12 protein-coding genes are annotated in these 13,483 nt (G+C 70.2%); 2 read left to right on the plus strand and 10 right to left on the minus strand.

Features of this window, described 5'->3' with window-relative positions; genetic code table 11:
• Positions 1–383: 383 nt before the first annotated feature.
• Positions 384–1,391, minus strand: a complete 1,008-nt coding sequence (locus ACFUN8_RS17480; protein WP_383637693.1) for a stage II sporulation protein M — start codon at positions 1,389–1,391, stop codon at positions 384–386.
• A gap of 119 nt (positions 1,392–1,510) precedes the next feature.
• On the opposite strand from ACFUN8_RS17480, the gene ACFUN8_RS17485 reads away from it, so the two are divergent.
• The gene (locus tag ACFUN8_RS17485; protein ID WP_383637696.1) at positions 1,511–2,437 is read left to right on the plus strand and encodes an RDD family protein; all 927 of its coding nucleotides are present in this window, start codon (positions 1,511–1,513) and stop codon (positions 2,435–2,437) included.
• Positions 2,438–2,443: 6 nt separating this feature from the next.
• On the opposite strand, the gene ACFUN8_RS17490 is transcribed toward ACFUN8_RS17485, so the two are convergent.
• From ACFUN8_RS17490 to ACFUN8_RS17530, 9 genes are all read right to left on the minus strand, one after another.
• Entirely contained in the window at positions 2,444–3,058 is a 615-nt protein-coding gene (locus tag ACFUN8_RS17490) for a hypothetical protein (RefSeq protein ID WP_383637699.1), read from the minus strand.
• A gap of 184 nt (positions 3,059–3,242) precedes the next feature.
• Complete coding sequence (gene ahcY, locus ACFUN8_RS17495) at positions 3,243–4,700, minus strand: adenosylhomocysteinase (protein WP_383637702.1); 1,458 nt, start codon at positions 4,698–4,700, stop codon at positions 3,243–3,245.
• Positions 4,701–4,994: 294 nt separating this feature from the next.
• A complete protein-coding gene (locus ACFUN8_RS17500; protein WP_383637705.1) occupies positions 4,995–6,050 on the minus strand; it encodes a cation diffusion facilitator family transporter in 1,056 nt (351 codons plus the stop codon).
• A 98-nt stretch (positions 6,051–6,148) separates the two neighbouring features.
• The gene (manA, locus tag ACFUN8_RS17505; RefSeq protein WP_383637708.1) at positions 6,149–7,318 is read right to left on the minus strand and encodes a mannose-6-phosphate isomerase, class I; all 1,170 of its coding nucleotides are present in this window, start codon (positions 7,316–7,318) and stop codon (positions 6,149–6,151) included.
• Between the two features lie 151 nt (positions 7,319–7,469).
• Complete coding sequence (locus ACFUN8_RS17510) at positions 7,470–8,606, minus strand: SIS domain-containing protein (protein ID WP_383637711.1); 1,137 nt, start codon at positions 8,604–8,606, stop codon at positions 7,470–7,472.
• 48 nt (positions 8,607–8,654) lie between these two features.
• Positions 8,655–8,837, minus strand: coding sequence for a Trm112 family protein (locus ACFUN8_RS17515; RefSeq protein ID WP_382566614.1), 183 nt, complete (start codon positions 8,835–8,837; stop codon positions 8,655–8,657).
• A gap of 228 nt (positions 8,838–9,065) precedes the next feature.
• Positions 9,066–10,424 (minus strand): phosphomannomutase/phosphoglucomutase, encoded by a 1,359-nt coding sequence (locus ACFUN8_RS17520; RefSeq protein ID WP_383637715.1) that lies wholly within the window; start codon positions 10,422–10,424, stop codon positions 9,066–9,068.
• 74 nt (positions 10,425–10,498) lie between these two features.
• Positions 10,499–12,115, minus strand: a complete 1,617-nt coding sequence (locus ACFUN8_RS17525; RefSeq protein WP_383637718.1) for an L-lactate permease — start codon at positions 12,113–12,115, stop codon at positions 10,499–10,501.
• A 226-nt stretch (positions 12,116–12,341) separates the two neighbouring features.
• Positions 12,342–12,767 carry a DUF3499 domain-containing protein gene (locus ACFUN8_RS17530; protein WP_383637721.1) on the minus strand — a complete coding sequence of 142 codons (426 nt, stop codon included), beginning with the start codon at positions 12,765–12,767 and terminating at the stop codon, positions 12,342–12,344.
• A 270-nt stretch (positions 12,768–13,037) separates the two neighbouring features.
• Here ACFUN8_RS17530 and ACFUN8_RS17535 point away from each other — a divergent pair, with 270 nt between their 5' ends.
• Positions 13,038–13,466, plus strand: coding sequence for a metallopeptidase family protein (locus tag ACFUN8_RS17535; protein WP_382566718.1), 429 nt, complete (start codon positions 13,038–13,040; stop codon positions 13,464–13,466).
• The last annotated feature ends 17 nt before the right edge of the window (positions 13,467–13,483 follow it).

Raw genomic sequence — 13,483 nt, forward strand, 5'->3', positions numbered from 1 at the left:
CTCTCGGGCTTTCCTCCGGGCTTCCCTTCGGTTCTTGCTGTCCTGCGTTTCCGACTCTATCAGAACCTTTCGGCGCCTGATTCCCAGTCAGCGGGATCGCTTTCAGTTATCCGCTTTCGCGTTTCCCTTTCGGCGAGACCGACATTATCAGAAACATCCGGGCCGAACTAAATCGGCCGCTGTGATTCGGAAGATGTATCGGAAAGCTCGGCAGAAATTCGATTCCCGCTCCGAGCTGAGTAGACATTAACTGTCGCTCTCGAACTTGTCCAGCTTCGAGGCAACCGTTCAAATCTACCTCCCCACACAGACCCTGTCAATGATCGGCAGGGTTTTTTGTGGAGCGGAGAGGAGACTAACAGGTCAGCGACCCACAACGCACATCAGGCTGCCGTGGGCAGTTGGGCGCTCTGGTCGGCGCTCTCCACGTCGCCCGTGTCACCCGCGCGGGCCGCTCGGCCGCCGAGCACGTACACGTAGGCCAGGAAGGCCAGTTCGGAGAAGACACCGATCGCGATGCGCGCCCATGTCGGCAGGCCGGACGGGGTCACGAAGCCCTCGATCAGGCCCGACACGAAGAGGATCAGAGCCAGACCGATGGCCATGCCCACGGCGGCTCGGCCCTGTTGGGCGAGCGCTGTGCGGCGGGTGTACGGGCCGGGGTCGATCAGGGTCCAGCCGAGGCGGAGGCCCGTGCCCGCGGCGACGAACACGGCCGTCAGTTCGAGCAGGCCGTGGGGCAGGACCAGGCCGAGGAACGTGTCCAGACGGCCGGCGGACGACATCAGGCCGATGCCGACGCCGAGGTTGAGCATGTTGAGGAAGAGGATCCAGATCACCGGGAAGCACAGGAAGGCGCCGAGGACGAGGCACATGGCCGCCGCTTGGGCGTTGTTCGTCCATACCTGGGCCGCGAAGGACGCCGCCGGGCTGCTGGAGTAGTAGGTCTCGTACTCACCGCCGGGGCGGGTCATCTGTCGGAGGTCTTCGGGAGCCGCTATCGCCGCCTGCACCTCGGGGTGCGCGGATATCCACCAGCCGATGATCGCGGCGACGAGCACCGAAAGCAGCGCGGTCGGTACCCACCAGTGGCGGGCGCGGTACACGGCGGCGGGGAAGCCGGCCGTAAGGAAGCGGGCGGCGTCGCGCCAGCCGGCGCGGCGGGTGCCGGTGACGACCGAGCGGGCTCGCGCGACCAGCTGCGTCAGGCGCCCGATGAGCATGGGGTCCGGGGCGCTGGACTGGATCAGGGAGAGATGGGTGGCTGTGCGTTGGTAGAGGGCGACGAGTTCGTCCGCCTCGGCACCGGTGAGGTGCCGTCCACGGCGCAGCAGAAAGTCCAGGCGGTCCCACTCGGGTCGGTGGGCCGTCACGAAGACATCGAGATCCATGGTCGGCTGCTGCTCCAGGCACTGGGTGCGTACGGTCCGTACTACTGCGGCGCGTTGCAGGCCAGCTTGGCAGACTGGGCGGTCCGGGGGCAGAGAAGGTCGGCGAAGGGTGGGCATCGGTGAATGAGCTTGTGACGGGCGACGCGGTCGTACTGGGGCTGCGCCCCGCGAAGCTACCGAGCCGGGCGTTGGCCGTCGTCATCGATCTGGTCGTGGTGTGGGCCGCGTACATCGTGGTCTCGATCGTCCTCACCGTCGCGACGGGTTCGCTGGACACGGCCGCGGTGGCGGCGCTGGCGGTCGCGAGCTTCCTGCTGATACCCGTGGGTGTGCCGATCGCGGTGGAAACCCTCAGCCATGGGCGCTCGTTGGGGAAGTTGGCCTGCGGGCTGCGGGTGGTACGTGACGACGGCGGGCCCATTCGTTTCCGTCACGCGCTGGTGCGCGGGGCGATCGGGGTGGTGGAACTGCTGATGTCCTTCGGCGTCATCGCCTGCATCGCCTCGCTCGTGTCGGCGCGCGGGCGCCGGGTCGGGGACCTGTTCGCGGGGACGTTGGTCGTGCGCGAGCGCGTACCGGCCGACCGGGCCCGTGCCGTACCGCCTCCGCCGCCGTGGCTCGTCGGCCGTTTCTCCGAGCTGGATCTGTCGTCGGTGCCCGACGATCTGTGGCTGGCCATACGGCAGTACCTGACTCGGATGGGGCAGCTCGACGCCGGCGTCGGCTGGTCGATGTCGCAGCGGCTGGCCGACAATCTGGCGGCGCGTACGGGCGTACCGCTGCCGCAGGGCGTACCGCCGGCGGCGTATCTGGCGGCTGTGGTGAACGAACGGCAGGCGCGGGACTCGCGGCGGGCCTTCGGCTCCGTGGCGGCTGCTGCCGCCGCAGCGGCCGGCCCCGCCAACGGGCCGACGGTGCGTCCCCCGCAGGTGCGTCGACCCGTGGTCGCGCAGCCTGAGGGCGAGCCTCGGGACGCATCGCGGGCACCAACTCCGGGGCCCGGTCCGGCCGTTCCCCCGGCTTCCAGGTTCGCGCCGCCCGCCTAGGCCCCGTCAGGGCAGCGCCGACGGTGGGGTTTCGAGGTCTTCGAGTTCGATGCCCGGTGCCGCGAGAACCACGTCGCCGCTGATGTGGACGCTGTGCTGCTCCCCGGTGTCCAGGGCGCTGACCTGGTACTCGTCCACGGTCAGAGGTCCATTGTCAGTGGCATGCGCTTCACTTCTCAGTAGCGCCCAGGACTGGTCGAGAGTGCGGGGCGCGAGGACCGGGTCCGTGAAGGCGACCAGACGGACTCGGGTCGCGGGAGAAGTGGGAGTGAGGCGGAGAAGGCGAGTGATCGCGATGAGGAACGCGGGGGACGAGCCGGTGAAGGCGTGGGCGCGGACATTGCCTTCGGTGGCCTCGGTGCCGGTGGGGTCGGTGCGGACCCAGGTGACGCCTTCGAGTGCGGCGGCACGGACTCGCCAGCTCGCGGCGTGCAGTTCGAGTCTGATGGGGCGGCCGAGTTCGTCGAGGGTGAGGTCGACGGAGCCGGCGTGGTCGCCGGAGGGCGCGGTGATCTGGGAGACGTAGCGCCAGCCGGACGGACCCGGCGCGCAGTGGAAGTGCTCGTCGCCCAACGGCGTGTGGTCGTGCGGATCGTGGAGTGAGTAGCGGCCACGGGGCATGTGCGGGAGTCCTTCGGTGTCCTCGGGGGCCGTGCCGTGAGACCGCACGGAGTACCGCCCGCGTACACACGGACCGCCTGGACCGGAAGCCGGTGTGCCAGGGGTCGAAAAGCGGGGCAGGCCCCCAACACGGGGGTGTGGGGGCCTGCCCGTACCGCTGGTGTCAGCGGCGGGTCGCTGTGGGTCAGTAGCGGTACTGGTCGGGCTTGTACGGGCCTTCGACCTTCACGCCGATGTACGCGGCCTGCTCCGGGCGGAGCGTCGTGAGCCGCACGCCGAGGGCGTCGAGGTGGAGGCGCGCGACCTTCTCGTCGAGGTGCTTGGGCAGCACGTAGACGTTGGTCGGGTACTCCTCCGGCTTGGTGAAGAGCTCGATCTGGGCCAGGGTCTGGTCCGCGAACGAGTTGGACATCACGAAGGAGGGGTGACCGGTCGCGTTGCCGAGGTTCAGCAGACGGCCCTCGGAGAGCACGATCAGCGTCTTGCCGTCGGGGAACGTCCAGGTGTGGACCTGCGGCTTGACCTCGTCCTTGACGATGCCCGGGGTCTTCGCGAGGCCGGCCATGTCGATCTCGTTGTCGAAGTGGCCGATGTTCCCGACGATCGCCTGGTGCTTCATCTTGGCCATGTCCGAGGCCATGATGATGTCCTTGTTGCCCGTGGTGGTGACGAAGATGTCGGCGATGCCGACGACGTCGTCCAGCGTGGCGACCTGGTAGCCGTCCATCGCCGCCTGGAGCGCGCAGATCGGGTCGATCTCGGTGATGATCACGCGGGCGCCCTGGCCGCGCAGGGACTCCGCGCAGCCCTTGCCCACGTCGCCGTAACCGAAGACGACAGCGACCTTGCCGCCGATCAGCACGTCGGTGGCGCGGTTGATGCCGTCGATCAGGGAGTGGCGGCAGCCGTACTTGTTGTCGAACTTCGACTTGGTGACGGCGTCGTTCACGTTGATCGCCGGGAAGAGCAGGGTGCCCTCGCGGTGCATCTCGTAGAGACGGTGCACACCGGTCGTGGTCTCTTCGGTGACGCCGCGGATCTCGGACGCCAGGAGGGTCCACTTCTGCGGGTTCTCGGTGAGGGTGCGGTTGAGGAGACGGAGGATGTAGCCGTACTCCTCGCTGTCCGCCGTGGCCGGGTCCGGGGCCGCTCCGGCCTTCTCGAACTCGACGCCCTTGTGGACGAGCAGGGTGGCGTCGCCACCGTCGTCCAGGATCATGTTCGGGCCGGCGGTGGAGGCGTCGGGCCAGGTCAGGGCCTGCTCCGTGCACCACCAGTACTCTTCGAGCGTCTCGCCCTTCCAGGCGAAAACGGGAATGCCCTGCGGGTCGTCCGGGGTGCCCTTGGGGCCGACGGCGATCGCGGCGGCGGCGTGGTCCTGGGTGGAGAAGATGTTGCAGGACGCCCAGCGGACGTCGGCGCCGAGCGCGACCAGCGTCTCGATGAGGACGGCGGTCTGCACGGTCATGTGCAGGGAGCCGGTGATGCGGGCGCCGGCGAGGGGCTGCGCCTCGGCGTACTCCCTGCGGATCGACATCAGGCCGGGCATCTCGTGCTCGGCGAGGGTGATCTCCTTGCGGCCGAACTCGGCAAGCGAGAGATCGGCGACCTTGAAGTCCTGTCGGTTGGCGACAGTGGTCATAGCGAGCTGCTCCTCGTAAAGGGGTCGAGGGTGGGTACGGCTGACTCTGCGGCGGGCGGGCATACGAATGCCCGGACGTACGCAACGCAGTCCGTCGGAGGCCCTCTCTCCCTCGGCCGGTCCGCGCCGCAGACCGCCCGACCGCCATCAGCAGCGACGTCTGGCTCTGCTGACGAATCTACACCGATCGGCCCAGCGCCCCACAGCCCACCGGGGTCCGGATGCCCTCTCCGGTGGGCAGGAAGGCCCCGGCGGGAGGTGCGCCGGGGCCTTCTTACGGATGCGAGCGGCTGGTCAGTGGTCCTTCTCCGCCTCGGAGGTCGACTCGGGGGCCGGGCCGGGGGCCGCTTCTGAGGTCGGCTCGGAAGTCGCCTCGGGGTCCGGTTCGGTGTCCGTGCCGCCGGGCGACTTGGCGGGGTTGGTGCCCGTCGCCGCTGCCGCCTCGCTGTAGATGTCCGGCTCCAGGTAGATCACACGGGCGATCGGGACCGCCTCGCGGATCCGGGTCTCGGCCGCGTTGATGGCGTGGGCGACCTCGGCCGCCGTGTCGTCGTGCTCGACCGCGATCTTGGCCGCCACCAGCAGTTCCTCGGGACCGAGGTGGAGCGTACGCATGTGGATGATGCCGGTGACGACATCGCCGTCGACGATCGCGGCCTTGATCTTCTCCACGTCGTCCCGCCCGGCGGACTCACCGAGCAGCAGGGACTTCGTCTCGGCCGCCAGGACCATCGCGATCACGATCAGCAGGATGCCGATGCAGAGCGTGCCGATGCCGTCCCAGACGCCGTTGCCCGTGGCGAGCGCCAGGCTCACGCCCAGGAGCGCGAGGATCAGACCGACCAGGGCGCCGAGGTCCTCCAGGAGGATGACCGGGAGCTCGGGAGCCTTCGAGTGGCGGATGAACTCCTTCCAGGAGCGCTTGCCGCGCGTCTGGTTGGACTCGACGATGGCCGTACGGAAGGAGAACGACTCGGCGATGATCGCGAACACGAGGACGCCGACCGGCCAGTACCAGGCCTCGATCTCGTGCGGGTGCTTGATCTTCTCGTAGCCCTCGTAGATGGCGAACATGCCACCGACGGAGAAGAGCACGATGGAGACGAGGAACGCGTAGATGTAGCGCTCACGGCCGTACCCGAAGGGGTGCTCCGGGGTCGCCTCGCGCTTCGCCTTCTTGCCGCCGAGGAGCAGCAGCCCCTGGTTGCCCGAGTCGGCGAGCGAGTGCACGCTCTCGGCGAGCATCGACGACGAACCGCTGAAGAGGAACGCCACGAACTTGGCTACTGCGATCGCGAGGTTGGCGGCGAGCGCCGCCACGATCGACTTGGTTCCGCCTGACGCGCTCATGGGTGCGGTGGATCCCTTCTTCGGTCTGCGGCCCTGGCGCCGCGGTACGGCGGCACATTGTTGCAGCCGACGAAGGGGACCGTACGCGAAGCGGTGGTTCAGGCGATGACGGTGGCACGGAACACCGTGCCCGTACCGGTCAGTTCGGTCTTTTCGCCTGCGGGGACGAAGACCGAGGCGCCGGGGGTCAGGTCGAGGTCGTTGGCGCGCGGCGTGCCCTCGGTGCAGAGGAGGATCTGAGGGGTGCCGACGGTGAGTTCGCGGGGCGCCGCGCCGGGTGCCAGGGCGTAGCGGGACAGCCGGAACTCGTCGATCGGGGTGTCGTACAGCTCCTCGCCGGACGGCGACGCCTCGGGGCGGAGTACGGCGGGTTCGGTCGCCTCGAAGCGCACGATGCGGAGCAGTTCCGGCACGTCGACGTGTTTGGGGGTGAGGCCGCAGCGCAGCACGTTGTCCGAGTTGGCCATGATCTCGACGCCCAGGCCGTTCAGATACGCGTGCGGGACGCCGGCGCCGAGGAAGAGGGCTTCGCCGGGCTGGAGTTGTACGTGGTTGAGCAGCATCGCCGCGATGACGCCCGGGTCGCCGGGGTAGTGGTGGGCGATCGACACATATGGCGAGTACTCGCCGCCGAGGCGTGCGGCTGCTTCGGCCGAGGAATGAACGGTGTGGGACATCTCGTCGGGGTCGGCGGTGAGCACAGCGGTGAGGACCTCGCGCAGCGCGGCTTCCTCGGGGTGTGCGTGCAGGAGGTCCACGTACGGCTTGAGCGAGTCGACGCCCAGCCGGGCGAGAAGTTCCGCGGTCTCGGCGGGGGCGCGGAAGCCGCAGAGGCCGTCGAAGGGGGTGAGGGCGCAGATCAGTTCGGGCTTGTGGTTGGCGTCCTTGTAGTTGCGGTGCGGCGCGTCGATGGGGACGCCCTGGCGTTGTTCCGCCTCGTAACCCTCCTTCGCCTGGGCGAGGTTGGGGTGGACCTGGAGGGAGAGAGGTGCGCCCGCGGCAAGGAGTTTGAGGAGGAAGGGGAGGCGTGGACCGAATTTCTTGACGGTGGGGGCGCCGAGTTCCGTCTCGGGGGCTGCCGCGATGAGGTCGGAGAGCGGGTGTTCGAGAGGGGTGGTGGTGCGGTTGATACGGGAGGGGGCCCCCGGGTGGGCGCCCATCCACATCTCGGCCTGGGGCTCGCCGGTGGGGGCGGTGCCGAGCAGTTCCGGGATGGCGGTCGTGGAGCCCCAAGCGTAGGGGCGCACGGTGTTGGAGAGGCGGTCCATGGGTGCTTCCTTGTCGCGGGCATACGGGCCAGGTGCGGAGGTGCGTGAGGGGTGTTCGAGGAGCGGAAATGTGTCGACGGGGGGTGAAGTGCGGCGGGCGTGACGGCTGTTCAGTGCGGGGGCGGGTCCGGGAAGCCGAGGCCGGTCGGGGTCATTCGCGGTTGCCCGAGGCCAGGGCCAGGTAGACGGCCGTGAAGTCGGTGACGGCGACGAGTTCCGCGAGGGCTTCGAGTTCGCTGCCCTCCTGCGGCTCCAGTTCGCTGATGGCCGTCTCGTGGCTGATGGCGAGTTCGCGGGCGGCCGGGGCCGCGGTCAGTCCGCCGACGGGGCGGTCGCGGAGCAGCACGACACGGGCGCGCAGTGCCTGGGGCTCCTCGACGCGGTCGCGGAAGAAGTCGTCGGGGTCGGCCGCGCCGCCGGCGAAGTCGCCGCCCAGGAGGAGGCCGTGCGCGGGCAGGGCGCCGGGCAGCTCGGCCGCGAGCGCGGGGCGGCCGGACAACTCGGCCAGTACGGCGGCGAAGCGGCGCCCGGCGGGGGCGGCGGCGGTGCCTTCCGTCCAGATCAGCGGGAGGCTGTCGGCGAGTTCGGCGGCGAGGGTCTTGGCCGGGTTGCTGTAGGTCGCGATGGCCGGGCCGCAGCGTTCCGCCGTGCTGTCGAGGCGGTCGGCGACGAGTTGGAGCGTCGAGGCCGGGGCGGTGAGCAGTCCGACGCGGTCGAGAAGCGAGAGAAGGGGGGTGAACAGCGCCCAGAGGGCGCCCGGGCTCGCGGCCTGGATCTCCTCGTACTGCTCCTGCGGTGTCGGCGCCATGGGCACGGCCAGGCCGTGTGTGCCGTCGACGGCCTCGCTGAGCGGGGACTGGCGCGGGGCGACGGCGACGACGGTGCAGCCTCGGCGGTACGCCTGCTCGGCGAGGAGGGCGAGGCCGGGTTCGCCGCCATCGGTGGTGGCGATCAGGAGCAGGTCGACGGGGCCGGCCCAGCCGGGGAGCGCCCAGCGCAGGGCGCCTGCGGCGGGAGCCACGCCGGTGGGGCGCAGCAGGGTGACGGGCGCGGCGGCACCGGCGAGCGCGCCGAGCAGGTCGGCGACGCCGAGTGCGGCGGTGCCGGAGCCCGCGAACAGGACGGCGCGGGGGCGGCCCTCCGGGTTGAGCTGTTCTATGCCCGCCTCGGCGGCGTGCCGGGCGGCGGTACGTACCCGCGCCCCGGCCTCCGCGGCACCGAGGAGCAGCCCACGGTGGTCGACGCGGGCCAGCGCGTCCGGCGCGTCGAGCAAGGACTCGTCGAGCATGGCGGGGTGGGTCTCCGATCGTTGCGCGGGCTGCGGAGCCGGGTCTCGCTAGGCGGGGCGGCGGGCCTCGTCGACGAGGAGTACGGGGATGTCGTCCCGGACCGGGTAGGCCAGGCCGCAGTCCGTGCCGGTGCAGATCAGTTCGGGGGTGTCGGCCGCGGTGCGGTCGTCGAGCGGCGCGTGGCAGGCCGGGCAGGCGAGGATCTCCAGGAGGCCGGCTTCGAGCGGCATGTGGTGGGTGTCCCTTCGAACGAGCTGAGGTGTGTGGGGTGGTGCGGATTGAGCCACGTCAGCCTACCGCCGGAGGGTGGGGCGGGGCTCGTTCCGGGCGGCGGGCCCGGGGAGGCGGCGCCGAGGGGGGCGGGCCTGCGGCGCTCTCCCCCGCCGCCCGCCCGCCCGTTCCCGAACCGGGGCGCGCCCCGTCCTCAAGCGCCGAACGGGCTGGACGCGCCGACCGTCTCAGGAGCGGATCAGAGCCAGCGCCTCGTCCCTGATCTTGGACATCGTCGGTTCGTCACGAGCCTCCACGTTGAGGCGGAGCAGTGGTTCCGTGTTGGAGGCGCGGAGGTTGAACCACCAGTCGGGGGTGGTCACCGTCAGGCCGTCGAGGTCGTCGGTCGTGACGCCCTCGCGGTCGGCGAAGGCGTTCCGTACGGCGGTCAGGCGGGCGGCCTGGTCGTCCACCGTGGAGTTGATCTCTCCGGAGCCGGCGTACCGGTCGTAGGAGGCGACGAGTTCGGACAGCGGGCCGCTCTGGCCGCCGAGCGCGGCCAGGACGTGGAGCGCGGCGAGCATGCCCGTGTCCGCGTTCCAGAACTCGCGGAAGTAGTAGTGCGCCGAGTGCTCGCCGCCGAAGATCGCGCCGGCGCGGGCCATCTCCGCCTTGATGAAGGAGTGGCCGACGCGCGTACGGACCGGGTTGCCGCCGTGCTCCCTGACGACCTCCGGGACCGACCAGGAGGTGATGAGGTTGTGGATCACCGTGCCGCCGGGGTGCTTGGCGAGTTCACGCTCGGCGACCAGGGCCGTGATCGCCGACGGCGACACGCCCCTCCCCCGCTCGTCGACGACGAAGCAGCGGTCCGCGTCGCCGTCGAAGGCCAGGCCGAGGTCCGCGCCTTCGGACAGCACGCGTGCCTGGAGGTCCACGATGTTCCGGGGATCGAGCGGGTTGGCCTCGTGGTTGGGGAACGTGCCGTCCAGCTCGAAGTACATCGGGACCAGGTCGACGGGCAGCCCCGCGAAGACGGTGGGGACCGTGTGGCCTCCCATGCCGTTCCCCGCGTCGACCACGACCTTCAGCGGGCGGATCGCCGAGAGGTCGACCAGGGACAGCAGATGTGCCGCGTAATCGGCCAACGTGTCACTCTGCGTAATCGTTCCCGGCCGCGTGGCCCGTTCCGGGGGGCCCTCGGCCAGCCAGGTCTCGACCAGCGCGCGGATCTCGGCCAGGCCGGTGTCCTGCCCCACCGGCGCGGCGCCGGCGCGGCACATCTTGATGCCGTTGTACCGCGCCGGGTTGTGCGACGCGGTGAACATCGCGCCCGGCAGGTCCAGCGCCCCGCTCGCGTAGTACAGCTGGTCCGTCGAGCACAGCCCGATCAGCGTGGCGTCCGCCCCGCGACGCACGGCGCCCTTGGCGAAGCTCGCCGACAGGTGGGGCGAGGAGGGCCGCATGTCGTGACCGACGACGATCGCCGTGGCACCCGTGACTTCCACGAAGGCCGCTCCGAACAGCTCGACGAGCCGGTCGTCGAGCTGGTCCGGATATACGCCACGTACGTCGTACGCCTTCACGATCTGGCCCAAGTCGGCCACGGCCACCCCTCCTGAGGTTTCGCGGACAGTCAGCACAAACTACCCGCGCCCTCGGCGAGATCCGACGACAGCCCCTACGGCAGCATCCACCCCAGTACGAAGGTGCTCTGGCCCACCACGATCAGACACATCACCAGCAGCAGCCCGAGACTCCACGGCAGGACCTTCCTCAGGAGGTCGCCTTCCTTGCCCGCGAGGCCGACCGCGGCGCACGCGATCGTCAGATTCTGCGGGGAGATCATCTTGCCGAGCACCCCACCGGAGCTGTTCGCCGCCGCCAACAGTTCGGGCGACAGGCCCGATTCACGTGCCGCCGTGACCTGGAGCGCGCCGAAGAGCGCGTTGGCCGAGGTGTCGGAGCCGGTGACGGCGACGCCGAACCACCCCAGTACGGGTGAGAGGAACGCCAGCCCCGCGCCCGCCGCCGCGACGAAGTGGCCGATGGTGGCCGCCTGTCCGGAGAGGTTCATGACGTACGCGAGGGCCAGCACGGACACGACGGTGAGGATCGCGTACCGCAGTTCGTGCACGGTGGCCGCCCATTCCTTCAGCGCGTCCTTCGCCTTGAGCCCGATCACTCCGGCCGTCAGGAGGCCCGCGAACAGGACGAGCGTGCCGCCGGTCGAGATGAGCGGCAGCGAGAAGACGTTGGCCCCGACCGGCTTCCCCTCGGAGTCGGCGACGTCGAGGAACGGCCAGTCGAAGGACCGCGTCGCCTTGGCCAGCAGGTCCTTGACCGGCGGGATCTGCGCGAGGGAGAAGATCACCACGATCAGTCCGTACGGGGCGTAGGCGCGGACGACTTCGCGGCGGTCGTCCTCGACGTCCAGGTCCTCGCTGCGCGCGCCCGTCAGTACGGAGGTCCGCACCGCCTCGTCGGCCGGCTTGCGCGCGCCCGGTACGGCGAGCAGCGCGGCGGCGCCCACCAGTGCGGCCCCGATGTCGGCGAGTTGGGCGGAGACGAAGTTGGACGCGACGAACTGCGCGACACCGAAGGCGAGTCCGCAGGCCAGGGCGGGCGCCCAGGTCTCGCGCAGGCCCCGCTTGCCGTCCACGAGTCCGACGAGCACCAGGGGGACGACCACGGCGAGCAGCGGCGTCTGGCGGCCGACGACCGAGGCGACGGTGTCCAGCGGCAGTCCGGTCACCTGGGCCAGGGTCACCACCGGCGTACCCATCGCGCCGAAGGCCACGGGCGCGGTGTTGGCCACGAGGGCGACGACGGCCGCCTTGACCGGGTCGAAGCCGAGCGCCACGAGCATCACCGCGGAGATCGCGACGGGGGCGCCGAAGCCGGCGAGCGCTTCGAGGAGCGCGCCGAAGCAGAAGGCGACGACGAGCGCCTGGATGCGCGGGTCGTCGGAGAATCGCCCGAACGAGCGCCGCAGGATGTCGAAGTGCTGGGTGCGGACCGTCATCCGGTACACCCAGAGGGCGTTGACGACGATCCACATGATCGGGAAGAGACCGAAGACGACGCCCTGCGCGCCGGCGGAGACGGTCTGGCCGATCGGCATCCCGAACGCGAGCCAGCCGACCAGGACGGCGACGGCCAGACCGATCAGTCCGGCGCGATGAGCCTTCATACGGACGGCGCCGAGCAGCACCAGCACGGTGACCAGGGGAAGCGCGGCGACCAGGGCGGACAGGCCGAGTGAATCGGCGACGGGTTCCAGTTGCTGTTCGAACACGGCAGGGGCCTCCGAATTCCGCGATGCGGAAAGTGATCTCTCACGACTGGGAGGCATGATCGTGTCCACGACAAGTGGGGTCAATGATCCGCGCAGAATCCGTCACGGAAACCGCGGGACGGGTTCAGCGCGTCCGGGGACCCGGCCGGACTCAGGATTCAGGATTCAGGATTCAGGATTCAGGATTCAGCAACCATGGCCGGGAAAGGACCGGCGGGCGCCCGACTCAGGAATCGGGGGAACGCAGCACCCGCAGGTGCCCGCGGCGCCCGACCTCCGCCTGGTCCGCCCCACGCCGGCCGCCGCCGGGGCCGCTCGGGCGCTCCGGAGGGCGTGCGGCCTCACGTACGGCGTTTGCCAGGGCTTCGAGATCGTCACCGCTGGGCCGGGCCGGCGCCGAGCCGTCCGTGAGCCGGACGACCTCCCAGCCGCGTGGCGCGGTGAGTCTCTCGCTGTGTTCGGCGCACAGGTCATAGCAATGGGGCTCGGCATACGTGGCGAGCGGGCCGAGGACCGCGGTCGAATCGGCATAGACGTACGTCAGTGTCGCGACAGCGGAACGGCCGCACGCGGTGCGCGAACAGCGACGTACAGGGCTCACGATGTTGGACGGTACCGCACTCTTGAGCGGGCCGCGACGACTCGCCCTCACCTCACCCGGCCGTGTCGTGACGCGGCATTCGCCCCGCCCGGCGCCCGCGTAACTGCCCTGACCTGCACGGGAAGAGGGGTAATCAGCCAATCACCGTCAGTGATCCAGTCATCACTTGGGGCAAATCCCGCCAAGGAAAGCCGGCGCCACGCTCCGGCGGACCTAGCGAAACGAGCCCAAGCTTGGCCGGAATGCTCAATTTGCGACATGCCGTCCGGCGGGCTCGGGGGGCCGTCGCGGTGTCTCCCGGAGAGCTACGCTGCGTCAGTGATGGACAGTCCCGTACCGCCGCAGCCGACCGAGCCGAGACCCCGCCGCCGTGACCGCCACGGCCGTGGAATGCGCGGGCCCGTCGCCCCGCCGCAGGTTCCGCTCTCGGCCAGCCGCTCGGACTCGTTCCGTGATCTCGTACGGGACTCCGTGGAGCGGTTGGAACGGCGCTGGCCCCAGCTGGCGGAGATCGACTTCCTGGTGCTCGACGTGCCCGGCGCGGAGGACGAGTCGGTACCGCTCGGCCGGTCCGTCCCCGAGGGCAAGGACCGGCCCGCGCGCATCGTCGTCTACCGGCGGCCCGTCGAGATCCGTACGAAGAACCGCGAGGAGCGCGCCATGCTCGTCCACGAGGTCGTGGTCGAGCAGGTCGCCGAACTGCTCGGGCTCTCACCGGAGTCGGTCGACCCGCGGTACGGCCAGGACTGACCGCACCACCCTCTCGC

The organism is Streptomyces sp. NPDC057307, assembly GCF_042667665.1.
Taxonomy (GTDB): domain Bacteria; phylum Actinomycetota; class Actinomycetes; order Streptomycetales; family Streptomycetaceae; genus Streptomyces.

Coding starts and splice junctions, on each gene's coding strand:
- ACFUN8_RS17480 (WP_383637693.1), bottom strand. CDS start 1,391: ATGGATCTCGATGTCTTCGTGACGGCCCACCGACCCGAGTGGGACCGC.
- ACFUN8_RS17490 (WP_383637699.1), bottom strand. CDS start 3,058: ATGCCCCGTGGCCGCTACTCACTCCACGATCCGCACGACCACACGCCG.
- ahcY (WP_383637702.1), bottom strand. CDS start 4,700: ATGACCACTGTCGCCAACCGACAGGACTTCAAGGTCGCCGATCTCTCG.
- ACFUN8_RS17500 (WP_383637705.1), bottom strand. CDS start 6,050: ATGAGCGCGTCAGGCGGAACCAAGTCGATCGTGGCGGCGCTCGCCGCC.
- manA (WP_383637708.1), bottom strand. CDS start 7,318: ATGGACCGCCTCTCCAACACCGTGCGCCCCTACGCTTGGGGCTCCACG.
- ACFUN8_RS17510 (WP_383637711.1), bottom strand. CDS start 8,606: ATGCTCGACGAGTCCTTGCTCGACGCGCCGGACGCGCTGGCCCGCGTC.
- ACFUN8_RS17515 (WP_382566614.1), bottom strand. CDS start 8,837: ATGCCGCTCGAAGCCGGCCTCCTGGAGATCCTCGCCTGCCCGGCCTGC.
- ACFUN8_RS17535 (WP_382566718.1), top strand. CDS start 13,038: ATGGACAGTCCCGTACCGCCGCAGCCGACCGAGCCGAGACCCCGCCGC.